This is a genomic window from Georgenia daeguensis, assembly GCF_039537705.1.
Lineage (GTDB): Bacteria > Actinomycetota > Actinomycetes > Actinomycetales > Actinomycetaceae > Georgenia > Georgenia daeguensis.
Map to the genome: position 1 here is coordinate 37,621 of NZ_BAABBA010000014.1, position 24,277 is coordinate 61,897.

At 73.7% G+C, this 24,277-nt stretch carries 19 protein-coding genes and 1 tRNA gene; 13 read left to right on the forward strand and 7 right to left on the reverse strand.

Annotation, left to right across the window (positions count from 1 at the left end):
• Positions 1-70 precede the first annotated feature (70 nt).
• The 5 genes from ABD774_RS13975 to ABD774_RS13995 all read left to right on the forward strand — a co-directional run bounded on the left by ABD774_RS13975 (position 71) and on the right by ABD774_RS13995 (position 9,367).
• A complete protein-coding gene (locus ABD774_RS13975) occupies positions 71-1,324 on the forward strand; it encodes a sensor histidine kinase (RefSeq protein WP_345042328.1) in 1,254 nt (417 codons plus the stop codon).
• A complete protein-coding gene (locus ABD774_RS13980) occupies positions 1,321-2,013 on the forward strand; it encodes a response regulator (protein ID WP_345042330.1) in 693 nt (230 codons plus the stop codon). Before ABD774_RS13975 ends, ABD774_RS13980 begins: the two co-directional genes overlap by 4 nt.
• 179 nt (positions 2,014-2,192) lie before the next feature.
• The gene (locus ABD774_RS13985) at positions 2,193-2,942 is read left to right on the forward strand and encodes an ABC transporter ATP-binding protein (protein ID WP_345042333.1); all 750 of its coding nucleotides are present in this window, start codon (positions 2,193-2,195) and stop codon (positions 2,940-2,942) included.
• Positions 2,939-5,488, forward strand: coding sequence for an FtsX-like permease family protein (locus ABD774_RS13990; RefSeq protein ID WP_345042335.1), 2,550 nt, complete (start codon positions 2,939-2,941; stop codon positions 5,486-5,488). Before ABD774_RS13985 ends, ABD774_RS13990 begins: the two co-directional genes overlap by 4 nt.
• 195 nt (positions 5,489-5,683) lie before the next feature.
• Positions 5,684-9,367: an FtsK/SpoIIIE domain-containing protein gene (locus ABD774_RS13995; protein ID WP_345042337.1), complete on the forward strand. Its 3,684-nt coding sequence runs from the start codon at positions 5,684-5,686 to the stop codon at positions 9,365-9,367.
• On the opposite strand, the gene ABD774_RS14000 is transcribed toward ABD774_RS13995, so the two are convergent.
• On the reverse strand, positions 9,328-9,765 hold the full coding sequence (locus tag ABD774_RS14000; protein WP_345042339.1) for a hypothetical protein: 438 nt from the start codon (positions 9,763-9,765) through the stop codon (positions 9,328-9,330). The genes ABD774_RS13995 and ABD774_RS14000 overlap by 40 nt on opposite strands.
• 234 nt (positions 9,766-9,999) lie before the next feature.
• On the opposite strand from ABD774_RS14000, the gene ABD774_RS14005 reads away from it, so the two are divergent.
• Entirely contained in the window at positions 10,000-10,248 is a 249-nt protein-coding gene (locus ABD774_RS14005) for a WhiB family transcriptional regulator (RefSeq protein WP_248259095.1), read from the forward strand.
• 149 nt (positions 10,249-10,397) lie between these two features.
• Here ABD774_RS14005 and ABD774_RS14010 read toward each other — a convergent pair whose 3' ends face one another.
• Positions 10,398-11,864, reverse strand: coding sequence for a sensor histidine kinase (locus tag ABD774_RS14010; protein ID WP_486327320.1), 1,467 nt, complete (start codon positions 11,862-11,864; stop codon positions 10,398-10,400).
• A gap of 150 nt (positions 11,865-12,014) precedes the next feature.
• On the opposite strand from ABD774_RS14010, the gene ABD774_RS14015 reads away from it, so the two are divergent.
• Positions 12,015-12,512: a DUF2505 domain-containing protein gene (locus ABD774_RS14015; RefSeq protein ID WP_345042344.1), complete on the forward strand. Its 498-nt coding sequence runs from the start codon at positions 12,015-12,017 to the stop codon at positions 12,510-12,512.
• 199 nt (positions 12,513-12,711) lie between these two features.
• On the opposite strand, the gene ABD774_RS14020 is transcribed toward ABD774_RS14015, so the two are convergent.
• The gene (locus ABD774_RS14020; protein WP_345042346.1) at positions 12,712-14,148 is read right to left on the reverse strand and encodes a glucose-6-phosphate dehydrogenase; all 1,437 of its coding nucleotides are present in this window, start codon (positions 14,146-14,148) and stop codon (positions 12,712-12,714) included.
• Between the two features lie 107 nt (positions 14,149-14,255).
• On the opposite strand from ABD774_RS14020, the gene ABD774_RS14025 reads away from it, so the two are divergent.
• Genes ABD774_RS14025 through ABD774_RS14035 form a run of 3 tightly spaced genes read left to right on the forward strand, consistent with a single transcriptional unit; the run spans position 14,256 to position 16,242 of the window.
• A complete protein-coding gene (locus tag ABD774_RS14025; RefSeq protein ID WP_345042349.1) occupies positions 14,256-14,723 on the forward strand; it encodes an OsmC family protein in 468 nt (155 codons plus the stop codon).
• Positions 14,720-15,451 (forward strand): hypothetical protein, encoded by a 732-nt coding sequence (locus ABD774_RS14030; protein WP_345042351.1) that lies wholly within the window; start codon positions 14,720-14,722, stop codon positions 15,449-15,451. Before ABD774_RS14025 ends, ABD774_RS14030 begins: the two co-directional genes overlap by 4 nt.
• Positions 15,448-16,242: an aldo/keto reductase gene (locus ABD774_RS14035; RefSeq protein ID WP_345042353.1), complete on the forward strand. Its 795-nt coding sequence runs from the start codon at positions 15,448-15,450 to the stop codon at positions 16,240-16,242. Before ABD774_RS14030 ends, ABD774_RS14035 begins: the two co-directional genes overlap by 4 nt.
• Before the next feature lie 33 nt (positions 16,243-16,275).
• On the opposite strand, the gene ABD774_RS14040 is transcribed toward ABD774_RS14035, so the two are convergent.
• Positions 16,276-16,812 carry a flavodoxin domain-containing protein gene (locus tag ABD774_RS14040; RefSeq protein ID WP_345042356.1) on the reverse strand — a complete coding sequence of 179 codons (537 nt, stop codon included), beginning with the start codon at positions 16,810-16,812 and terminating at the stop codon, positions 16,276-16,278.
• Positions 16,813-17,208: 396 nt separating this feature from the next.
• Between ABD774_RS14040 and ABD774_RS14045 the strand changes: the two genes are divergently transcribed.
• The 3 genes from ABD774_RS14045 to ABD774_RS14055 all read left to right on the forward strand — a co-directional run bounded on the left by ABD774_RS14045 (position 17,209) and on the right by ABD774_RS14055 (position 19,259).
• Positions 17,209-17,655 (forward strand): Hsp20/alpha crystallin family protein, encoded by a 447-nt coding sequence (locus ABD774_RS14045; RefSeq protein WP_345042358.1) that lies wholly within the window; start codon positions 17,209-17,211, stop codon positions 17,653-17,655.
• Between the two features lie 333 nt (positions 17,656-17,988).
• Positions 17,989-18,762, forward strand: coding sequence for a thymidylate synthase (locus ABD774_RS14050; RefSeq protein WP_345042481.1), 774 nt, complete (start codon positions 17,989-17,991; stop codon positions 18,760-18,762).
• Positions 18,762-19,259: a dihydrofolate reductase gene (locus ABD774_RS14055; RefSeq protein WP_345042360.1), complete on the forward strand. Its 498-nt coding sequence runs from the start codon at positions 18,762-18,764 to the stop codon at positions 19,257-19,259. The genes ABD774_RS14050 and ABD774_RS14055 overlap by 1 nt, the downstream gene beginning before the upstream one ends.
• 151 nt (positions 19,260-19,410) lie before the next feature.
• Here ABD774_RS14055 and ABD774_RS14060 read toward each other — a convergent pair whose 3' ends face one another.
• The 3 genes from ABD774_RS14060 to ABD774_RS14070 form a co-directional block, all read right to left on the reverse strand.
• Positions 19,411-20,352 carry a VOC family protein gene (locus ABD774_RS14060; RefSeq protein WP_345042362.1) on the reverse strand — a complete coding sequence of 314 codons (942 nt, stop codon included), beginning with the start codon at positions 20,350-20,352 and terminating at the stop codon, positions 19,411-19,413.
• Between the two features lie 399 nt (positions 20,353-20,751).
• Positions 20,752-20,828: transfer RNA gene (locus ABD774_RS14065), tRNA-Met, on the reverse strand.
• Positions 20,829-21,068: 240 nt separating this feature from the next.
• Positions 21,069-24,104, reverse strand: a complete 3,036-nt coding sequence (locus ABD774_RS14070) for a UPF0182 family membrane protein (protein ID WP_425554555.1) — start codon at positions 24,102-24,104, stop codon at positions 21,069-21,071.
• Positions 24,105-24,277 lie beyond the last annotated feature (173 nt).

The window sequence follows — 24,277 nt, forward strand, 5'->3', positions numbered from 1 at the left end:
ACACGTCTGCGGGGGCGTCCGCCCGCCGGATGATCCGCCGTCGTCCCCGGACCTCCTACGCTCGAGGGTCATGGGAACGATCGCGGACGTGCGTGCGCGCCTCCGCGACCCCCGCACCCGGCGGATGACCGTCGACTCCCTGCTCGCCCTGGTCCTCCTGTTCCTCCTGGGCCTGCCCTCGGCGGCGATGGCGATGAACTACGGGACACCGTCGGTGCCGGCCGTGGGGGTCGCGGCGTCGATCGTCATGTGCGCGGCGCTCGCGTGGCAGCGCACCCGCCCGGCGGCCTCCGCGATCGTCATCTACGCCTCGGCGCTGATCCACCTCGTCGTCGGGTTCATGATCCTGCCCGTCGACGTGCTCGTTCTCGTCTCGCTCTACTCGGTGACCGTGTACGGCCCGCGCTGGGCACGCCGCGCCGCCCTTCTCGGCGCGCTGGCCGGTGCCCTGCTGCTCGGGGTCGCCTTCGGCGTCTACCTCCCGGGGTACTTCCTGTGGTCCGCGGTCGTGCTGTGGTTCCTCGCGGTGGCGGGCATGGTGTTCGCCACCTGGGCGGTCGCGGTGAGCCGACGCAGCCGCATCGAGCGCCTGGACGCCCTCGTCGAGCGGGCGCACCGCCTCGAGGTCGAGCGCGACCAGGAGATCCGCCTCGCCACCGCCGCCGAGCGCACCCGCATCGCCCGCGAGATGCACGACGTCGTCGCCCACTCCCTCTCCGTGGTCGTCGCCCAGGCCGATGGCGGCCGGTACGCGGCCCGCACCGACCCCGAGGCGGCGGAGCGGGCCCTGAGCACGATCTCCGCCATGGGCAGGGACGCCCTCGCGGACATGCGCCGCATCCTCGGGGTGCTGCGCACCGAGAACGCCACCGAGCGCCTCCCCCAGCCCGACGACGCCGATCTCGACCGCCTCGTCGAGCAGGTGCGCGCCACCGGGCTCGCGGTCTCCGTGGTCCGCACGGGCCCGGGGTCCTCGCTCCCGCCGGGCGTGGGGCTGAGCGTCTACCGGATCGTCCAGGAGGCCCTGACGAACGTCCTCAAGCACGCCGGGCCGGAGGCCCGGGTGACGGTCGCGCTGCACCGGGAACCCCGGCTGCTGGCCGTCCAGGTCGACGACGACGGCCGTGGCGCCGCGGCCACCTCGGACGGTCGCGGGCAGGGCCTGGTGGGGATGCGCGAACGCGCCGGCCTGTTCGGCGGCACGCTCGACGCCGGACCACGACCCGGCGGCGGATACCGTGTCCGTGCCGAGATCCCGCTGCCCGTGCCCGGCGAGCAGCCGCCGCTCGCCCACCGCCCCACCGTCCCAGGAGCTCCTCGATGACCGCTGCCGAGACCGCCACGATCCGGGTCGCCCTGGTCGACGACCAGCAGCTGGTCCGCGCCGGCTTCGCCATGGTCATCGGCTCCCAGCCGGACATGGACGTGGTGATCGAGGCGGGTGACGGCGCGCAGGCGCTGCGGCTGCTCGGCTCCCACCCCGTGGACGTCGTCCTCATGGACGTGCGCATGCCCACGATGGACGGCCTCGCCGCTACCGCAGAGCTCACGGGCGGCACCGCGCCGGACGCCGTCGCGCCCCGCGTCATCATCCTGACCACGTTCGACCTGGACGAGTACGTGCTCCAGGCGATCAAGGCCGGCGCGAGCGGGTTCCTGCTCAAGGACGCCCCGCCGGAGGAGATGCTCGCCGCCATCCGCACCGTCCATCGCGGCGACGCCGTCATCGCGCCGTCGTCGACCCGGCGCCTCATCGAGCACCTGGCCGAGGTCCTGCCGGACGAGCAGAGGACCCCGCCCGCGATCCTCGACGCGCTCACCGACCGCGAGCGCGAGGTGCTCGTGCTCATGGCACGCGGACGCTCGAACACCGAGATCGCGGCCGAGCTGTTCGTCGCCGAGGCGACGGTCAAGACCCACGTCGGCCGGGTGCTGGCCAAGCTCGGCGCGCGGGACCGGGTCCAGGCCGTCGTCGTCGCCTACGAGACGGGCCTGGTCACCCCCGGCTCCTGACTCCTGGGGCGGAGCAGGACGCCCCGGCGTCCGACCAGGGCATGACGGCCGGACCGTCCCACGGCCCGACGACCGGGACGCCGCGCGTCCGTAGCGTCGTCCAGGCCGGGACGCCCCCGGCCACGAGGCCCCCGACCACCGCGTCAGGGGCGCGTGCACCGCCTGCCCAGGAGCCGCACATGAGCCCCCTTCCCGCCGTCCGCGCCACCGGCCTGACGAAGATCTACGGACGCGGCGACGTCGCCGTCCATGCGCTGCGCGGCGTCGACGTCGCCTTCGACGCCGGCGCCTTCACCGCCATCATGGGGCCGTCCGGCTCGGGGAAGTCCACGCTCATGCACCTGCTCGCGGGGCTGGACGAGCCCAGCGGCGGCCGGGTCCTGCTCGGCGAGACGGACCTCGGCGGCCTGGACGACCGCCGGCTGACCCTGCTGCGCCGCGAGCGCGTCGGGTTCGTGTTCCAGTCCTTCAACCTGCTGCCCATGAACACCGCCGAGCAGAACATCACGCTGCCGTGCGAGCTGGCCGGGCGCCCGGTCGACCGGTCGTGGTTCGGCACGCTCGTCGACATCCTCGGGTTGCGCGAGCGCCTGACGCACCGCCCCGCGGAGCTCTCCGGCGGTCAGCAGCAGCGGGTCGCCATAGCACGCGCCCTGGTGACCCGGCCCGACGTCGTCTTCGCCGACGAGCCGACCGGGAACCTCGACTCCGCCGCCGGCGCGGAGGTGCTGTCCTTCCTGCGCACCTGCGTGCGCGAGCTCGACCAGACGGTCGTCATGGTCACCCACGACCCCACCGCCGCCTCCTACGCCGAGCGGGTGGTCCTGATCGCCGACGGCCGGCTGGCCGGGGACATCACCGACCCGACGCCGGAGTCCGTGCTCACCGGGCTCGACGCCCTGCGCCCGGCCGCGGCGGTGGCCCGATGATCCGTCTCACCCTGTCCCAGATGCGCGCAGGCCTGTCACGGCTCGGCGCGGCCGCCGTGGCCATCGTGGTCGCGACGGCGTTCGTGACGGCCACGCTGCTGGGCGGCGGCCTGGTGCGCGACACCGCCCACCGTGCGGTGACGGCGTCGCTGGGTGACGCCTCCGTCGTCGTCCACCCGACCGACGAGCGCCCCCTCGACGCCGCCGCGGTCCAGGCCCTGACCGAGCTGGACGTGGTGGCCGCGGCCGACGGCGTCGTCCAGGTGCCCGGCCAGGTGCTCGCAGGCGGAGAGCGGGACGCCGCGCTCCTCACCCCGGCGGCCTCCTCCCCGAGCCTCGACCCCTTCGAGGTCGTCGAGGGCCGGGCGCCGGCGGGCGACGACGAGGTCGCGGTCACCGTGTCGACGGCGGAGCGACTCGGCGTCGACGTCGGTGACGTGCTCCGCGTGGAGCACGAGGTGCTCGACGCCGAGACCACTGCCGTCGGGGCCGTGGAGCTGCGCCTCAGCGGCATCATGAGCGACCCGTCGCTGCTCTCCGCGCCGCTCGGCGTCGTCCTCGCCTCCCGCGCCAACGTCGAGGCCTGGGCGGCGGACGCGTCGCCCGACGGCCGGCTTTCCTACGACCAGGTCCTCGTGGCCGGGGACGGCGCGGCCGGGGACGACGCCGTGGCGGAGGCGGTCCGTGCCGCGCTCCCCGGGGCGCTCGTGCGCACCGCGCTGGAGCAGGCGGAGGCCAGGACTGCGGAGCTGACCGGCGAGACCGAGACGCTGACCTACTTCGTGCTCGCCTTCGCCGCCGTGGCGATGTTCGTCGCCGCCCTGGTCATCTCCAACACCTTCCAGGTGCTGGTCGCCCAGCGGGCGCGGACCCTGGCCCTGCTGCGGTGCGTGGGCGCCACCAAGGCGCAGGTGCACCGCTCGGTGCTGCTCGAGGCCCTCGTCCTGGGCGTGCTCGCCTCCGTGGCCGGCGTGCTGGTGGGCCTCGGGCTGGGTCAGGCGGCGCTGTGGTTCCTGCAGGGCGTCGACCTCGGGATCGAGATCGCTCCGGCGGTCCCGGTCACGGCCGCGACCCTGACCGTGCCCGTCCTCACGGGCACCGCCGTCACCGTGGTCGCGGCGCTCGCGCCGGCCCGTGCCGCCACCCGCGTGGCGCCCCTGAGCGCATTGCGCCCCGCGCCGGACCCCAGCTCGCGCGCGGGCGGGGGACGGCTGCGCCGGTGGTTCGCCCTCTCTCTCGTCACGGTCGGGGCCCTCCTGCTCGGCGCGGCGACCGCGGGGATGCTGCTGCCAGAGGAGCCCCTCGACCTGGCGCACGCCCTGCTCGTCGGGATCCTCGGCGGCGTCGTCTCCTTCGCCGGCGTGATGGTCGGTGCGGTGTTCCTCGTCCCCCGGACCGTCCGGGCCGCCGGCGCACTCCTCACCCTGCTCGCCGGGCATGTGCGGCGACCGACCGTGCGCCTGGCGACGGTCAACGCCGTGCGGAACCCGCGGCGCACGGCCGCCACGGCCTCCGCCCTGGTCATCGGGGTGGCGCTGGTGACCATGATGGCCACCGGGGCCGCGACCGCGCGCTCGTCGCTGGACCGCACGCTGGCGAGCACCTTCCCGGTCGATCTCATCGTCGACGGCGCGGGACTCACCCCGGCCCACCTCGACGCCGTCGCCGGCGCCCCCGGGATCGCGGAGGTGCTTGCCGTGCCGGCCGCCGGCGTCGTGGTCGACGGCGGCTCCCCCGTCGAGACCGACGCGATCGGCCTCGACCCCGACCGTGCCCGGACCCTCTTGCGCGACCAGGAGATCTTCGCCGCTCTCGCCGACGACGTGATGCTGCTCGGCGACGAGGCAGCCGGCGTGGCCGGCGTGGCGGACGGGGAGGTGGTCACCGTCTCGACCGCCGTCGCGAGGGCGCGCCTGACGGTGGAGGTGATCCCCGCCGGCCAGATGACGGTGCTGTCGGCGGCCACGCTGGAGGAGCTGGCGCCCGGCAGCCCCGTGGTGGGGATCTGGGCGCGGGTGGGCGACGACGCCGCGGCGGCCGACGTGGTCGTCGACGTCCAGGACGCGCTCGCCGCCGTCAGCGCGGACGCCGTGCCGTTCGTGACCGGCCTGGCGGCCGAGCGGGAGGGCTTCGCCCAGGTCGTCGACACCCTGCTGGCCGTCGTCGTCGGCCTGCTCGGTGTGGCGGTGGTCATCGCGCTCGTGGGCGTGGCGAACACCCTCTCGCTGTCGGTCATCGAGCGGCGCCACGAGCACGCGCTGCTGCGGGCGATGGGCATGACCCGCGGGCAGCTGCGCGGGACGCTGATGGTCGAGGGGACGCTCATCGCCGTCGTGGGCACGGTCCTGGGGACGGTGCTGGGCCTGCTCTACGGCTGGGCGGGCTCGGCGGTGCTGCTCGGGGGCACCGGGGATCTCGTCCCCGCGGTGCCGTGGGCGCACCTCGGGGCCGTCGCCGCCGTCGCCCTCCTGGCCGGGCTGGTGGCGTCGGTGCTCCCGGCCCGCTCCGCGGCGCGCACGCCGCCGGTGGCGGCGCTCGCCGCCTGAGCGGCGCGCGGCGGTCGCGACGGTCTGCGCCCGCGCCGCGCCGTGGGCGGCCGAGGCCGGGAACCGTCGCTGTGCACGGTGCCCGGGCCGGCGTCCGCGACCGGCGACGCGTGGTCGGTGTCCACAGCCGGAGCCGCGCGGCCCGGGTCCACAGGGCGCCGGCCGCGCGGCCCGGCCGGCGGCCACGCTGCTCCCGTGAGCCACCACCCGGACCCGCGCGAGGCGCTGCGCTGCGCCTGGCACCTGGCCGTGGTGGAGGGGCCGGACACCGGGTGGTGCCTGGGCCTGGGCCGCGAGCCCGCCGACGTCGGGCGAGGCGCCTCGGACCTGCCGCTGACCGACCCGCTCGTCTCCCGGCGTCACCTCCAGGTCCGCGAGCGCCGGGGCCGGGTCCAGGCGCGCGACGACGGATCGGCCAACGGAACCCGGTGGCGCCCGGCCGCCCGCCGACCGGGGCGGCGTCCGCGGCGCCCGGTGCCGCCGCCTCACGGCCCGCGGGCGCTTCCTGGCCTGCGGCTGCCGCCGATCCAGCGGCTGCTGACGGCCCTGCTGCTGCCCGCCCTGCACCGTGGCACGACGCGCGGTGGCCCCGACGGCGCGCCACGGTTTCGCCGTCGGCTCGCGGCGCGTTGGCACGATCTCCCGCCGGGAGCCCGGCTCTCGCTGGGGGCGACCGTGCTGGAGCTGCGCCCTCGCCCTGCGGAGCTCTCCCCACCCGCCACAGCTGAGCCGGCCCGGCCGCACGAGCGGCGGGACTGGCTCCGGCTGGCGCTTCCGCTGGTCGCCTGCCTGACCATGGTGCCGCTGCTGCTCTCCAGCACTGCGGGGCCGTGGCGGTGGGGGATCCTCGCCGTCCCGCTGGTGCTCGTGGCCGCGACCGTCGCAGGGAGCCGGCGTCGCGGGGCTCCGCGGCTGCCGGACCCTGCGGCGCTGCTGCTGCTCGCCGCGGCGCGCGCCGGACCAGTGGCGGCGGGCGAGCCGCTGCGGGCCGGCGTGGCCACCGCACCGGGCGAGGAGGGCCTCCTCCTCGGCGAGGGCCACCGCGTCGCACTGGTCGGCGCACCGGAGGACACCGCGGCGGCGGCACGCTGGGTCGTGTGCCAGCTCGCGACCTGGCACGACGACCTTCGTGTGGACGTGCCGCGCTCCTGGCACTGGGCCGGGCCACAGCACCGGCTCGGCCCGGCCGGGGCGCCCCGGCGCCTCGCGGTTCACCTCGCACCGTCGAGCGACCCGCTGCCGGCCGGTGCCGGACCGGCCGCGGGGACGGCGCACCTCGTACTGGCGGCCTCCGTGGAGGAGGTCCCGTCCTGGTGCACCCGGGTGGTCGGCGCTCCGCGCGGCGGCGTCCCCGAGGCCTGGGCCGCCGCCGTCGCCGCGCTCGTCGCCCCGGAGCAGGAGGTCCGCGCCGCGCTGCCCTCCGCGGTGCACCTCGCCGACCTGCTGGGGCCTGCGGAGCGACCGGGCTACGTGGCCGCACAGTGGGCCCAGGAGCACCAGGGTCTGGCCGCGCCGGTCGGGGTGGCTGCGGACGGAGCGGTCGAGCTCGATCTGGTCGCCCACGGCCCGCACGCACTGCTGGCCGGCACCACGGGCTCCGGGAAGTCGGAGCTGCTGCTCGCCTGGCTCCTCGCCCTGGCGGTGCGCCACTCCCCCGCGGCACTCCAGCTGGTGCTCGTCGACTACAAGGGCGGGGCGACCTTCGCCGGCCTCGCCGGCCTTCCGCACACCGCTGGGGTGCTCACGGACCTGGAGCCCGCGGCCACGCGGCGGGCCCTGACCAGCCTGCACGCCGAGGTGCGCCGCCGCGAGCGGCTCCTCGCGGACGCCGGCGCCAAGGACCTCGCCGGCTACCTCGCCGACCGCCCGGCCGTGGCCCTCCCGCGCCTCGTCGTGGTGGTCGACGAGTTCCGGGTGCTGGCAGACACTCACCCGGACGTCCTCGACGCGCTCGTACGGCTGGCGGCGCAGGGCCGGTCGCTGGGCATCCACCTCGTCCTCGCCACCCAGCGGCCCGGCGGCTCGGTGAGCGCGGACGTACGCGCCAACCTCACCGTGCGCATCTGCCTGAGGGTGCTCGAGGCGGCGGAGTCGCAGGACGTCGTGGGTACCGCCGACGCCGCGAACCTGCCGGCCGTGCCGGGGCGGGCGCTCGTCCGCGCGGACGGGCTCCGGACCGTCCAGGCGCCGTGGTGCGGCGACGACGGGTGGCCGGAGCGGGTGGTCAGTGCGATCCAGGACGCGTGGGAAGCCGGCGACGGCACGGCCAGCGGGCGCGTGGCCGGCGCGGCAACGGGTGGCGAGGCAACGACCGGCCAGGGAACGGCCCGCGAGCGGCTGTCCGGCGGGGCCGTCCCCGGCCGGCCCTGGGCCCCGCCCCTCCCCGGGCGCGTCGCCCTGGCGGAGCTGCCGCCGGCGGGCGCGGGTCTCGCGCTCGGCCGCACCGACCTGCCGGAGGAACAGCGCCTGGGGGTCTGGGCGTGGGAACCGTCCGCGCTCCTCGTGGCGGGCGGCCCCGGCACCGGGCGGACGGAGACCCTGCGCACCGTCGTGGCCGCCGCACTGCACGCGGGCGCCGTGGTGCACGTGGTCGCCACGGAACCGCACCGCTTCGCCGACCTGCGCGGACCCACCGCGGGCACGCTGGTCGGCAGCGACGACCCCCGCCGGGTGGCCCGGCTGCTCCAGCTGCTGGACGGGGCGGACGGGGCCCCTCCCGGGACAGACCCCGCGCACCCTCGGCACAACGGCGGCCGCACCGCAACGGACGGCGCCCAGCTCCTGGTCGTCGACGACGCGGAGACCGTCGCGGAACAGCTCGACCTCGCCGTCGGCCCGGGTCAGGGGCTCCAGCTCCTCGCCCGGACGCTGCGGTCCGGACGCCGCGCGGGCGTCACGCCCGTGCTGTCGGGTCCCCCGTCCATGCTCGCGGCCCGCTGGGCGGAGCTCGTCCGCACCCGTCTGGTGCTCTCGCCCCGGGACGAGACCGAGGCGATGCTCGCCGGGGTGCCGCGTGGCCTGCACGGGACGGAGCCGGTCCGGGGGCGCGGCGTCCTGCTCGGCCCGGGCCACGCCACAGCGGTGCAGGTGGCACTCACCGGACCGGTGGACCTCGGTCCACCCCTGCCGGGCGTGCTCCGGGTCGCGGCGCTGCCGGACGCCGTCCATCTCGGCGAGCTGCTCCAGGAGGCCGGGGCGGAGGCAGCGCGGCCGACGGCACCGACCTGGGCAGATGGAGCGCGGCGGCGGGCGGCACCGGCCGAGACGGAGACAGCGCGGCCACGGATGGCACCTGAGAGCACAGACGATGCAGGCGAGTGCGTCCTGCTGGGCCGCGGCGGCGACGGCGCCGCCCCGCTGCGGGTCGCGTGCGGACCCGGTGACGTCCTCCTCGTCGTCGGCCCGCCCGGGACCGGCCGGACCAGTGCGCTGGAGACGCTTCGGGCCCAGCTGGCGGGCCGGGTGCTGACGCCGTCCGCACCGGCCGACGTGCCCGGTGGCCGGGCAGTGCTGGTGATCGACGACGTCGACCGGTGGCCACCCGCCGCGCTGGACGAGCTCGACCACCTGCTGGCGTCGAGGCGGGACCTGACGGTCCTCGCCTCGACGCGCCCGGAGCCGGTCGCGGGCGCGTACCGCGGCGCGCTCGCCACCTGGCGCGCGACGGCGGCCCTGCTGCTCCTGCGCGCCTCGCACCCGACGACGGCGCAGCTCACCGACGTCGACCTGTCCACGGCCGCGGACCCGGCCAGGCCCAGGCAGCCGGGCCGTGGTGTGCTCCTCGCCCGGGGCGTGGCGACCGCCGTGCAGGTGGCCACCCCCGGGGCCGTGTCAGAGCGTCACATCACCGCGCTGGGGGCGCGCGTGCCGGAGGCGTAGTCGCGGGAGGCGGGCCAGAGGATGCCGATCACCACGGCGACGGCGACCACGACCGCCAGGACGACGAGTGCTGTCGGCAGCCCGGCGAAGGTGAGCACGCTGGCCGCCTGCAGCACCTGCCACGTGATCGTGGGCCCTCTGCCCCAGCGCTGCCCGCGCCACAGCGCCCGCACCGCGCCCGCCAGCATCAGGGCGAACCCGACGAAGAAGACCGCGAGCGCCAGCGCGGAGGGCAGGTGCGGCGCCGCGCCCCGGACCACGTCCACCACGAAGGTGACCGCCATGCCGACGAGCACGAGCGACTCGGCGAGCACCAGGAGCCCGGCGGCGCGCAGCGGTGCGGGAACCGCCCCCGGTCCCTGTGCGGGCGGGCGTTGTGGGTCTGCTTCGTGGGTCACGTCCCGAGCCTACTTACCGCTCGACGGCGGGCCGACGACGGCGGCGCGGACGTGCGAGGAGAGGGCCGACACGTTGTGAGGAACGTTACGGCCGTTACCGGGCAGTCATTTTCCGGAAACCTCTTGTCGTGGATGGCACTGCGTGTCAGGCTTGATGCAGCAGTTGACCCCGTCGCGTCGGGCCCCTGCTCCCCTCCAGATCTGGTTGGTCCGACGCATGTCTAAGGAGACCGTATGGATTGGCGTCACCGCGCCGCCTGCCTCACCGAGGATCCGGAGCTGTTCTTCCCGATCGGGAACACGGGCCCCGCCCTCGTGCAGATCGAAGAGGCCAAGGCCGTGTGCCAGAAGTGCCCCGTCGTCGACACGTGCCTGAAGTGGGCGCTGGAGACCGGGCAGGACTCCGGGGTCTGGGGCGGCCTGAGCGAGGACGAGCGCCGCTCGCTCAAGCGCCGCACCGCTCGCGCACGCCGCGCCGGCTGACAACCGGACCGAGGACGCACTCACCACGACGCCGCCGGGAGACCGGCGGCGTCGTCGTGTCTGCGCCCGCATCGTGCCCGCACCGTGTGTCTGCGCCAGCATCGAGCCCGCACCGTGCCTGCGCGCGGGTCGTCTGCGCACCCGTCCCATCACGCGCGACGGGCACCGGCCGGGTCTGGCCCGAGAGCGCCGATCCGGGCGTGCAGCTCCACCTCGGTGCCCCCCTCCGGCCGGCGGTGCCACGCGATCGCCCCGCGCAGCTCACCCGTCACGAGCGTCTTGACGATCTGCGTGCCCAGCCCGCTGAGCACGCGGCCGTCGTCGATACCCGCCCCGTCGTCGCACACCCGCACCTCGAGGTCGGACCCCGTGCGCCTGGCGCTGACGGAGACCGTGCCCGACCGGCCGGCGAGCCCGTGCTCGACCGCGTTGGAGACGAGCTCGGTAAGAACGACCGCCAGCGACGTCGCCGCCTCCGCACCGACCGCGCCGAACGTGCCCTCGACGACCGTGCTCACCGAGGAGTCCGGCGAGGCGACGTCCCCGGCCAGCCGCAGCACCCGGCCGAAGACTTCGTCGAAGTCGACCACCTCGTCGATGTTCTGCGACAGCGTCTCGTGCACCAGCGCGATCGTGGAGACCCGTCGCTCCGCCTCGTCCAGGGCCGCCTTCGTCTCAGGGTTCGCGCTGCGCCGGGCCTGCAGGCGCAGCAGCGCCGAGACGGTCTGCAGGTTGTTCTTCACCCGGTGGTGGATCTCGCGGATGGTCGCGTCCTTGGTGATGAGCTCGCGCTCCCGGCGGCGCACCTCCGAGACGTCGCGGCACAGCAGCAGCGCGCCCCGGCGCTCGCCGCCGTCGGTGAGCGGGACGGCCCGCAGCGACAGCGTGACCCCGCGCGACTCGATCTCCGTGCGCCACGCGGCCCGTCCCATCACGACGACGGCCATCGTCTCCTCGACCGGCGTGTGGTCCTCGATGAGCTCGGTGACCACCTCGGCCAGGACCTGCCCCTTGAGCTCGCCGATGACCCCGAGCCGGTGGAAGTTGCTCAGGGCGTTGGGGCTGGCGTAGACGACCCGGCCCTCCGGGTCGAGCCGGACGAGGCCGTCACCGACGCGTGGTGCCCCGCGCCGGGAGCTCGTGGGCGCCCCCTCCTGAGGGAACTCCCCCCGGCTGATCATCCCGCACAGCACGTCGGCGATCTCGATGTAGGACACGTCGAGGCGGGACGGCACGCGGGAGGTGGGCAGGGCGACCTCCCTCGTCAGCACCCCGAGGACGCGGTCCTCGTGCACCACCGGGAGCACCACCTCGCGCATCGCGTCCGCTCCCTGCCCGTGGGGGTCGGCCCGCACGTGGATGCCTCGGTCGAGGATCGTCTGGCGCATGAGGTCGCGGCGCACCTGCGAGGGACGCTGACCGACGATGTCCTCGTAGTGGACCGTGGCGGCCGTCGAGGGCCGGCAGTGGGCGGCGACGATGAAGTCGTCGTCGTCCGTGGGCAGCCACAGCACGAGGTCGGCGAACGCGAGGTCGGCGACGACCTGCCAGTCCCCGACGAGCTGGTGGAGCCACTCGGCGTCCCGCTCCTGGATGGCTCCGGACTGGGCGATCATGTTGGCGAGCGTGGTGGGCACCACCCCAGCGTAGGGGCTGGTAGGTGACGGCCCGGTCCACGGGGGCGACCTGCCGGTCCGCACGGTGCCGGTTACGCTGAGCCGGCCAGTCCGCTCGCCCTGGGCGCCTGCGCCCGAGAAGGAGTTGCCGTGCACTTCGCCGCCACCATCGCCTACCCCGCCGACGTCGAGACGGTCGCCGCCATGCTGGCGAGCCGGGAGTTCGTCGAGCGCAAGATGGCTGCGGCGGGCGCCCTGGAGACGGACTGCGAGATCATCCGCGACGGCCAGGCGTTCACCGTCACGACCCGGGCGAAGATGCCCACGACGGCCGTGCCGGCGTCGTTCCGCTCCCTCGTCGGGGACTCGCTCGACGTGCGTCTCGTCGAGGCGTGGGAGCCACCCGCCGCGGACGGCACCCGCACCTCGACGCTCGCGCTGGACATCCATGGGGTGCCGGTCCGGGTCGCGGGCAGCCAGCGGCTCGCGCCGACGGCAGCCGGCTGCGAGGAGACCTACGACGGCGAGGTGACGGCGTCCGTCCCGCTGTTCGGCAGGCCGATCGAGCAGGCGGCCGTCGACACCGTGGACCAGGTGGTCGACGTGGAGCGACGGCTCGGGCTCGAGCACCTGACGGCCCAGCGCTGAGGATTGAGCGTCCGTCGCCCTGCCGTCGGTGGGCCGGACGGTCGCCCCGTCAGAGGCGCCTGGCTCGCCGTTGAGCCAGGTGCGGCCCTACCGTACCGGATCGTGATCTGCGCCACGCACACCTCTCGGCCGCGCCCCGGTTGAATGCCCCAGGACCCACCGGTGCGGGCCGGCGAGCCGGCTACCCAGGGTCTACCGGCTACTCCCCCAGCATCCACCGGTGCGGCGCGGCGAGGCGGCGGGCCTCCTCGGGTCCCCACGAGCCGGGCTCGTACGGGACGGGGTCGGGCCGCTCGGGGCCCTGCAGAGGGGCGAACGCCGCGAACGCGGCCCGCAACCCTTCCGCCGTCGTGTAGAGCGAGCGGTCCCCGATGAGGGCGTCGTGGATGAGCGACGCGTACGGCGAGATGGGGTCGCCGCCGGGCACGTCGTCGAGCTCGAGCACGGCCTTGCCGGAGGAGTAGCTCAGATCGGGCCCGGGAGTCTTCACCGTGATCCCGAGCTGGATCTCGCCGTCGCCGCTGAAGCAGATCTCGATGGTGTTCGGGGCGTCGAGCTTGTCGGCCAGCGGCCCGAAGGGTGGTTTGAGGACCAGCGTGATCCGCTGGGTCTTGCGCGCCATGCGCTTGCCCGTGCGCAGCAGGAACGGCACGCCGCGCCAGCGCTCCGTGTCCACCCAGAGCCGGACGGCGGCGAACGTGTCCTGCGTCGAGTCCGGCGCGGCCCCCTCGATGTCCCGGTACCCCTCGAACTGGCCGAGGACGACGTCCTCCACCGGGTTCAGCGGCCGGAAGGCCCGCAGCACCGCCTCCCGGGCGGCGATGACCGACGCGGGGTCGCGCAGGTCCGTCGGCGGCTCCATCGCCACCTGCCCGGCCACCTGGAACAGGTGGGTGACGATCATGTCGAGCGCCGCGCCCGTGGCCTCGTAGAACGCGATGCGGTTCGCGACGTCGAGGTCCTCGGGCACGTCGATCTGGACCTGGTCGACGCTCGCGCGTGACCACTCCGAGCCGAAGAGCTGGTTGGCGAAGCGCAGGACGTAGATGGTCTGCACGCCCTCCTTGCCCAGGAAGTGGTCGATCCGGAAGATCTGCTCCTCGTCCAGGACCTCCTTGACGGCGGCGTCGAGCTCCTCGAAGGACTCCAGCGACGTGCCGTACGGCTTCTCGAAGACGACCCGGGCACCGTCCGCGAGCCCGTGCGCGCCGAGCCCGCGGGCGATGGGGGTGAACGCGACCGGCGGCACGGCGAGGAAGTGCAGCACCAGCGGCTCGCCACCGCTCTCCGCCACCAGCTCCTCGCGGACCTCCGCCAGCGTGCGCGGCAGGTTCCCCGGGTCCTCGGCGCTGAAGGTCCCGCCGCAGTACCGGAGCGAGGACCGAACGGTCTCCCAGTCGGCCGGCCTGCCGGTGCCGGAGCCGTCGAGCGACGCGGCCACGCGGTCGCGGAACCCCTCGTCGTCGAGCTGGTCCGCCGCGCACCCGATCAGGCGCCAGTGGGCGGGCATCAAGCCACGGGAGTGCACCTCGTGGATGGCGGGAAGGACCATGCGTCCGGCGAGGTCGCCGGTGGCGCCGAAGAGGACGATGACCACGGAGTCCGGCAGGGAGTGCCGTTCTGTCGGAGCGTTCACGCCGACAACCTACGCCGACGCGCAGCGCAGCCCGCGTCACCTCTCGGCGGCGCGGCGCCGGCGCACGCGGCAGGCATCCGGCTCGGTGGCGTGCCACGATCGTGCCTATGAGCGATGTCGAGCTGGACACCACCACCTCCCCGGAGACCGTCGAGGACCCACCCACCCGGGCGCTGTGGGCCGAGCGCACCGGCACCCGCGCCTACACGGGGCACAATGCCCGCGGCGCGCAGGTGCTCGTCGGCGACGGCGAGGGTCAGTTCACGCCGGGCGAGCTGCTGCAGCTCGCGCTGGCAACCTGCAGCGGCCTCTCGGCCGACCACCGCCTCTCGCACGCCCTCGGTGCCGACTTCGCCGCCGTCATCGGCGTCGCGAACGAGAAGAACCAGGACGAGAACCGGTACGAGTCGCTGACGGTCGAGATCGTCACCGATCTCTCGGGCCTGGACGAGGGCACCCGCACGCGGACGCTGGAGCGGGCCGAGATGGCCATCGAGCGGCACTGCACCGTGGGGCGCACGCTCGACGCCGGCGCGCCGCACACCATCATCTTCACGGACGAGGTGGCCGGATGAGCGCGCGCAACAGTACGGCGGTCTCCGTGCGGGACGGCCAGGACGTGCGAAGCACCCACGGCTCAGGCGGCTCGGCGGGGCGGCGCAACCCCGCCGAGCGGCTGCTGGACCTCGCGGTCCGGCGTGCGTCCCGGGCGGACGAGAACGTGGCCGAGCTGCGTCGCGAGCACCCGGACCTCAGCCCCGCCGAGCTCGTCGCGCTCCTGGAGAAGCGCTACCTGCGCCGTGCCTCCCGCCTCGGAGGAGCTGTGGGCGCCACCGCCGCGGTCCCGGGCGTCGGCACGGTCACCGCTCTCGGCCTCACCACGGTCCAGACGGTCGCGTTCCTCTCCGCCTCGGCCAACCACGTCATGGGCCTCGCCTCGATCCACGGGGTGAAGGTGGATGACGTCGAGCGACGCCGCTCCCTCCTCCTCGCCGCCATGCTCGGCGAGGAGGGCGCCGAGGCGATGTCGGAGCAGCTCGGCCTCGGCACCCTCTACTGGGCCAAGGCGGCGATCACCAAGCTCCCGCTCGGCACCGTCCGCGCCGTGAACAAGGCGATCACCCACCGGCTCCTGCGGTGGGGAGCCGCCCGCGGCGGGGCGCTAGCGCTCGGGCGTCTCGCACCCTTCGGGGTCGGCGCGCTGATCGGCTACGCCGGCACCCGTGCCATGGCGAAGAACGTCGTCGAAGGGACGCAGGCGCTGTTCGGGCCGGCCCCGGCCGCCTTCCCGGACGCCCGATGACGGCCGTCACCGTACCTACCGTGCCGCTGGCGACGGCGGACGGCACCGTCCCCGTCCCCCTGCTCGGGCTCGGCACCTGGCAGGCCCGCGGCGACGAGGCGTACCGGACGGTGCGGTCGGCGCTGGACCTCGGCTACCGCCATCTCGACACCGCCACGATGTACGGCAACGAGGTCGAGATCGGACGCGCTGTCGCCGACTCCGGCGTGGACCGTGCCGAGCTCTTCGTCACCACGAAGTGCCCGCCCGACCGGCTCGGGCAGGAGGACGAGACCCTCGAACGGTCGCTGCGCGATCTCCGGCTGGATCACGTCGACCTCTGGCTCGTGCACTGGCCGCCGCACGGCGAGCACGGCAGCGTACGGATGTGGGAGCGGTTCCTCGTCGCCCGCGACCGCGGTCGGGCAACCGCCGTCGGCGTCTCCAACTACTCCCCGGCCCTCATCGACGAGCTCGTCAGCGCCACGGGCGCCGGTCCGGCGATCGACCAGATCCCGTGGAGCCCGGCCGACCACGACCCGACGCTGGTCGAGGAGCTGCGCGCACGGGGTGTCGTTCTCGAGGGGTACAGCCCGTTCAAGCGCACGGACCTCGACCACCCGACCCTCGTCGGGGTCGCACAGGCGCACGGCGCCACAACGGCGCAGGTGGTGCTCGCCTGGCACCTGAAGCACGGCTTCGTGGTCATCCCCAAGTCCGTGCGGACCGAGAGGCTCAGGTCGAACCTCGATGCCGTCGAGCTCGACCTGGCCGAGGACGAGATCGCAGCGATCGACGCCCTCGGGTCCTGACGTCACGGAGGCGCACGCCCGGCTGTCACCGGCTCAGGCCGCGGCCTCACGGCCGTCCGCGGCCGCCTGTCGGGCCGGCGTCGGGCCGGCCCTCAGGTGTGCGTCGATGCGTTCGGCCCACTCCCTCACCGCTGCGGGGTCCCTGAAGTCCCCCTCGGGCGCGTGCGCCGCGCGCACCATGAGTCGCTCGCTGTACATCAGCTTGTGCAGGTCGAGCGCACCGGGGAACGTGCGATGCTCGATCGCCCCGGTCGCCGCGACGAGGCTGGCGACGTCGGGCTCCTCGTGCGGCACCGGCGGGTCGCCGAGCGGGCCGGAGGAGAAGAGCCAGACAGGTCGCAGGCGCAGGTCCGGCCCGAGCCGGACGACCGCGTCACGCGCCGTCTTGAGCCACATGCCGGCGTACACGGCGCTGCCGAGGATCACAGCCTCGATCCCGTGCAGGTCCTCGACCTCCTCGGGCGGCCGGAGGTCACCCTCGTGGCCGCGGGCGGCGAGCCGTTCCGCGAGCAGCGCGGCGATCTCGGCCGTCGCACCGTGGCGGCTTGCCGCTGTCACAAGAATCTTCATGGCGACTCCCTCGACGTGCCAAGGATGCGGCATGCGGAGGTCAAAAGCCAGACCTCTTGGTCCCTTGCGCGGGCCTCCTGGCGCCCTCCGGCCGGCGGTGGGCACGGGCGCCGGCGTTGCGGGCCGGGCCCACACGGGAGCCGCACGGGGCAGCCACGCTTCACCGTCGTCCCGGCAGTGCCGCGGAACTCCGAGCACGCGCCACCCGGCGGCACGCGACGGGCGCGACGCCGTGACCTGCGCTGATGTTGAGGTTGAGCGTCCACCGCTCAACTTTTCGCCGTGAGCGATAGCGCTTAGCACTCGCGATGGTCGAGTGCTAAAAATGAAGCACCGGCCGGGAGCTCGGTCGGTTGGTCCGGACCGTCCGGGCCGACACTCATGGAGGCTGATCCCATGGCTACCCGCTACGACCCGTTCCGCGACATGGACCGCTGGCTCACCAACGCGATGCGCCAGGTTCCTTCCTCGCCCGGCATGCCCCTCGACCTCTTCCGCCAGGGTGAGAACTTCATCGCCCGCATGGATCTCCCGGGCGTCGACCCGTCCTCGATCGACATCGACGTCGAGGACCGCACCCTGACGGTGCGCGCCGAGCGCCGGTCCGACGTCGCAGAGGACGCCCAGTGGCTCTCGCACGAGCGTCCCACCGGCACGTTCGCCCGCCAGCTCTCCCTCGGCAACGGCCTGGCCCTCGACCGCATCGAGGCTTCCTACGCCGACGGCGTGCTGACCCTGACGATCCCGGTGGCCGAGGAGGCCAAGCCGCGCAAGATCGAGGTGAGCCACACCGCGAGCCCGAAGCCGGCCGCCGTCGAGCAGAAGGAGAGCGCGTCGGCCTGAGCCGCCCGCGTCCGCCCTGACGCCCACGCCCCGAACGGCGTGGGCGTCCTCATGTATGGGGCCCCGCGCCGTTCGTCGCTGCCGCTGCCGCCGCTCTGTTGCCGCCGCTCTACGCTCCCGCCACGCCGCCTCACCCCGCCACGCCGCCTCACCCCGCCACGCCGCCTCGCCCCGCCACGCCGCCTCGGTCGGGCGCGTCACCTTTGCCGTCGCCCCGGCCGGGCCGCCTACGATGCGGGGGTGACGTCCTCCCCCGCCGCCCCGTCCGTCCGCGAGCCGCAGGAGAGCACCCCTGGCGCGGGCGCTCGCGCGGTCAGCACCGCCTACGAAGATCTGCTCCGCCACGTCCTGGAGCACGGCACTCCCAAGAGCGACCGCACCGGGACCGGCACGCGGAGCATCTTCGGCCACCAGATGCGCTTCGACCTCGGCGAGGGCTTCCCACTGGTCACGACCAAGCGCGTGCATCTGCACTCGGTGGTCGGCGAGCTGCTGTGGTTCCTGCGCGGGGACTCCAACGTGCGGTGGCTGCAGGAGAACGGGATCCGGATCTGGAACGAGTGGGCCGCGGAGGACGGCGAGCTCGGCCCGGTCTACGGCGTCCAGTGGCGCTCCTGGCCGACGCCCGACGGCGGCCACATCGACCAGCTCCAGCAGGTGCTCGACACTCTGCGCACCAACCCCGACTCGCGCCGCATCATCGTCTCGGCCTGGAACGTGGCGGACCTGGACAAGATGGCGCTGATGCCGTGCCACGCGTTCTTCCAGTTCTACGTCGCCGACGGCAAGCTTTCCTGCCAGCTCTACCAGCGCAGCGCCGACCTCTTCCTCGGCGTGCCGTTCAACATCGCCTCCTACGCGCTGCTCACCCACATGGTCGCCCAGCAGACCGGCCTCGAGGTCGGCGACTTCGTGTGGACCGGCGGGGACTGCCACATCTACGACAACCACGTCGAGCAGGTCCGCGAGCAGCTCGCCCGCACCCCCTACCCGTTCCCGACCCTGCAGCTCCGCCGGGCGCCGTCCCTCTTCGAGTACGGCTTCGACGACGTCGAGGTGCTCGGCTACCAGCACCACCCGGCCATCAAGGCCCCGGTCGCCGTCTAGTGCTCGGCCTCATCTGGGCCCAGGCCCACGACCGCGTCATCGGCGCACGCGGCACGATGCCGTGGCACCTCCCGGAGGACCTCCGGCACTTCCGCACCACCACCTCGGGGGCGACGGTCGTCATGGGGCGGGCGACGTGGGAGTCGCTCGACCCGCGGTACCGTCCCCTGCTTGGGCGCCGGAACATCGTCCTGTCGCGACGTCCGGGCTTCGTCGCCGAGGGCGCGGAGACCACGACGACACTCGACGACGCGCTCGCCCTCGCGGGCGGCGCGGACGTGTGGGTGATCGGCGGCGGTCAGCTCTACGCCGAGACGATCGACCGCGCCGACCGCCTCGAGGTCACCGACATCGACCTCGCCGTCGACGGCGACACCCACGCTCCCGCCGTCGACGACCGGGTGTGGGAGGTCGCGGCGGCCGACCCCGACCGCGGCTGGCACGTCTCCTCCGGCGGGCTGCGGTACCGCTTCACGACATTCCGTCGCTCGGCCTGACCGAAGGGACCGTCGTTCCTCTGCACTGAAGCCTCTCCGGGCGACAGGGACGGTCCGCAGCGCCCCATCCGGGGACGGCTCAGGACATGGGCACGACAAGCGCTGAGCGCGGTACCCGAGGGGCACCGCGCTCAGCGCTCTCGTGGCCGGCTCAGGCCGCGGCGCGGATCTCGATGAGGTTGTTCCACGGGTCGTTGACCCGCAGCACCGCGCCGTCGTGCCGCGTCGGCACGCCGTGGGCCGTGAGCCGGGCGTTGACCGAGGCGACCTGCTCGGTGGTGGGCACGACGATGTCGACCGTGCCGAGGCCCAGCGCCGGGACGCGCGGGCCGGCGCCGGCGCTGTTCCATGTGTTCATCGCCATGTGGTGGTGGTACCCGCCCGCGGAGACGAAGAGCGCCTGGTTGCCGAGCGCGGTGGTCTCCTCGAAGCCCAGCTTGCGCACGTAGAACTCGCGGGCCGTGGGAACGTCACCCACCTGCAGGTGGACGTGACCGAGGACGGCGCCGGCGAGCGCCGGGGACGAGGCGCCGGCCGGGCGCTCGGCCGTGGCGATGAGCTCGCGGGCGTCGTCGGTCAGGTGCTCGGCGAGGAAGCGGTTCGGGTCCAGCCACTTCGTGCCCATCTTGACCTGCCCCCCGGTCCACTCCCAGGTGCTGCGGGGCCGGTCGAAGTAGAGCTCGACGCCGTTGCCCTCCGGGTCGGTGAAGTAGAACGCCTCGGAGACGTCGTGATCGCCCGCACCCGCGTAGGTGCCCGGGGCCTTGACGGCCACGGAGGCGAGCGCGGCGGCGAGGGCGGCACGGGACTCGAAGAGGATCGCGGTGTGGAACAGGCCTGCGCTCCGGGGCGACCCCGGGGGCAGCGACGGGTCGTGGCGCAGGAGGAGGAGCTCGACGCCGTGACGCCCGAGGACCACCTCGTTGCCCTCGGCGCGCATCACGTCCAGCAGGACGATGTCGCGGTAGTAGCGGGTCATGAGGTCCAGGTCCCCGACCAGCAGCGTCACGGCCCCCATCGAGGTCTCGGCGGGCAGGAGCTCCTCGGCTCGACGGCTCGGCGCGGGTGCGGTGTGGCTGGTGGTGGCGCTCATGGGATTCCCCTCGGGTCGGTGGGTGCTGCATCCACGGTACAAGTAGTTGATGCTTCAACTCAATAGGTGCCGCCTTTGTTCCCGCGTGAGCCGCGTCTCGTGCCGCTCGACCGCTGGGCCCCACCCGCGGGACGACGACGTGCGCCCACAGGTGGCCGGACGCATATGCGCGCGCGACAGCTCTTCCGGCCGGCGTAGCGCGACAGCGGTTCCTCCCGGCGTAGCGCGACAGCGGTTCCTCCCGGCGTAGCGCGACAGCGGCGACAGCGACAGCGACAGCGCCTCCGGCACGACGGCACGACGGCACGACGGCACGACAACCTCGGGCAACGCCCGCGCTCCCGAGCATGACGAAGGCCCGCACGCTCTGCGTGCGGGCCTTCGTCGTCAACTACCTCGTGGTAGCGGGGGCAGGATTTGAACCTGCGACCTCCGGGTTATGAGCCCGGCGAGCTACCGAGCTGCTCCACCCCGCGTCGGTATGTATAGGTTACGTCGCGGCGCACCGGAGGCGCAAACCGCCGGGGCGTGCCCTCCGTCACAGCGCCCGACGGGCGACAGCGAGCCCCGACGACGCAGGGCCCGCTGGCCTGAGGACCCGCGGCGACGAGAGGCCCCGTACCCCACCGCCGGTGTCCCGCACGGACGACGAAGCCATGTGCAACGACGACGGGGGCCGCCCGCACCAGCGGACGGCCCCCGTTCGAGGTATCGGCTCAGCCCTCGGTGGGCTGCTCCGTGGCACCCTCCGTCGGAGCCTCGGTGGCGGCACCGTCCGGCGTCTCCCCCGCAGCCTTGGCAATCTCGTCCTCGGCGGCCAGCGCCTCCGAGATGGCGGTGCTCAGACGCTCCTGCGCCTCGCCGTACGCGGTCCAGTCACTCTCGGCCAGGGCGGCGTTGCTGTCGGCGAGCGCCTTCTGCGCGTCCGCCAGCGCCTCCGTCAGGCGCTCCTGCGCCGCCGCCGGCACCTCGGTCGTGCCCTCGGGCTCCTTCCCGCCGTCGGTCGGCTCTTCGCCGGGCTCGACGTCGGCGTCGCCGGCCTCGGCGCCGGAGTCGCCGCCGAACACCGCGTCCAGGGCCTCGTCGAGCGTGGAGGCGAAGCCGATCTCGTCGCCGAAGGAGACGAGCACCCGCTGCAGCAGCGGGTAGGAGGTGCCCGCCGCGGACTGGACGTAGACCGGCTGGACGTACAGCAGGCCGCCGCCGACCGGCAGCGTCAGCAGGTTGCCCAGCTGGACGTTCGAGTTGCCCTGCCGCAGCAGGTTCAGCTCGGAGGAGACGGCCGGGTTGGAGTTGAAGTTGTTCTGCACCTGGCCGGGACCGGGCACCGTGACGTCCGAGGGCAGCTCCAGCAGCCGCATCTTCCCGTACCCCTCGCGCACCTCTCCCGCCGTGTCGCCCGTCTCCGAGTCGACCGCGAGGAACCCGGTGAGGATGTTGCGGTCGGTGTTACCACCGGGGATGAAGCTGGACGTGAGCGAGAACCGGGCGTCCTCCTGCCCGGGCATCTGCATGGTCAGGTAGAACGGCGGCTGCTGGACCCCGGTCGCGACCGTCGGGTCGGTCGGGATGTTCCAGAAGTTCGATCCGGAGTAGAAGGAGGACGCGTCGGTGACGTGGTACTCCGTGAGCAGCGTGCGCTGGACCTTGAAGAGGTCCTCCGGGTAGCGCAGGTGGCTCATGAGGTCGCCGCTGATCTCCGACATCGGCGTGATGTGCTCGGGGAAGATGTTCTCCCACGTCTGCAGGATGGGGTCCTGCTCGTCCCACTCGAAGAGCGTGACCTTTCCGTCGTAGGCGTTGACGACGGCCTTGACCGAGTTACGGATGTAGTTCACCTGCTCGGGCAGGGCGCCGACCGTGACCGGCTGGCCGTTGGCGTCGACGACGGAGTCCGTCGTCGCCTCCTCGAGGGACTCGCGAGCCGAGTACGGGTAGTCGTTCGTGGTGGTGTAGCCGTCCACGATCCAGACGAGGTCCTTGGGCGTCGACTCGTCGTCGTCCATGTCGACCACTGCCGGGTAGGCACGGTTGTCGAGCGTGAGGTACGGGGCGACCTTGGCCACCCGCTGGTGCGGGTCACGGTCGAAGAGGATCTGGGACTCCTCCGTCACACGGTCGGAGAAGAGGATCTGCATGTCGCCGAACTTCAGCGCGTAGAGCAGCTTCTGGAAGAAGTTGCCGACCGACGGGCCGCCGTCGCCGGAGTAGGTGTTGTTGACGGCACTGTTCTCGGCGTCGTCGTCGGGGTAGTCGAGCTCCCAGGGTTCGGTGCCCTCGGGGGCGCCGACGATGGAGTACTCGGGGCTGTTCTGGCCGAAGTAGACGCGCGGCTCGTAGTCGCCCAGGGCGCCCACGGACGGGATGCCCTGCTGGAAGAACGCGGGTCGGCCGTCGGCGCTGGTGGTGTTGCCGTAGGCGGCCACGACGCCGAAGCCGTGGGTGTAGACGGTGTGGTCGTTGATCCACGTGCGCTGGTCGGCACCGAGACCGTCCTGGTTGAGCTCGCGCACGGCGATGACGGTGTCCCGCTTCTCACCGTCGATGGTGTACCGGTCGACGGAGAGCGTCGTGGGGAACCCGTAGTACTGCCGGTTCTGCTGCAGCTGGTTGAACGTCGGGGAGACGATGTTCGGGTCGAGCAGGCGGATGGAGGCGGTGGACTGGCTGTCCGCGCGCAGCTGGCCGGCCTCGGCCTCCGTGGTGGCCGAGTACGTCTCCACCTCGACGTCGTCGAGACCGTAGGCCGCGAGCGTGGCGTCGATGTTGCGCTGGATGTACGGCCGCTCGACGGTCTGCGCGTTGGGCTCGACCTGGAAGCGCTGGATGACGGCCGGGTAAGCGGTGCCCACCACGAGGGCGGAGACGATCATGACCGCGATGCCGGCGACCGGGACGGTCCAGGAGCCGCGGAACGCCGCCACGACGAAGAGGACGACGACGACGAGCGCGATGGCCGCGAGGATCGCCTTGGCGGGCAGGTTGGCGTTGATGTCCGTGTAGGAGGCGCCGGCGAAGCGGTCGTTCTCCCCCACGAGCATCGAGTAGCGGTCGAGCCAGTAGCTGACCGCGATGAGCAGCACGAAGACCGCTGCCAGCACGGACAGGTGCACCCGGGCGGCCGGCGAGACCTTCTGCTGACGGGGCGCCAGCGAGATGCCGCCGTAGAGGTAGTGGGTGATCAGCGCCGCGACGGCGGAGAGGAACACCACCGTCATGAGGAACGAGACGATCGCCCGCACCACCGGCAGCGTGAAGACGAAGAACGCGATGTCCATGTTGAACTGCGGGTCGGTCTCGCCGAAGCGCTCCTGGTTCAGGAGCGTGAGCACCGGACGCCACATGCCGCTCAGCGAGGAGCCGGCGAAGAGCCCGAGCACCACAGGCGCCCCGACCATGATCAGGCGGCGCAGCGGCTCGATGCTCTCGCGGTAGCGGTCGAGGTTGCGCTCCTCCGGCGTCGTCGGCGGGTAGACCTGCCGGCGCGCGTAGGCGAGGTGGAGGTTCAGCCAGACGGCCCCGCCCATGACGACGAAGCCGATCGCGAAGAGGACGGCGCGGGTGACCCACTCACGCACCAGGACGTCGGTGAACCCCAGCTGGCTGTACCACTGCACCTCGGTCCACACCTGGGCCATCGCCATGACCAGCGCCGCGAGGACGGCCAGGACGACGAGGGTGGGCACGAGGGCACCGCGGCGGCGAGGAGCCGGGGCGGGACCTGATGTACGTGGGGCGGATGCGAACGTCACTGAGCACCTTCGAGTCGTCGTGCAGCTGTCTTTCGTGGATTCGGTCCCAGGGGGTTCCACGTCCATCCGCACAACGCCCTGGCCTGCCCCAAGGTTCCCACAACCGCCCGCGGCGTGGGGAAACGGTCCGGCGACGATCCGGGTTTCCGCTCACCCGCGAGGCGGCGCCATGA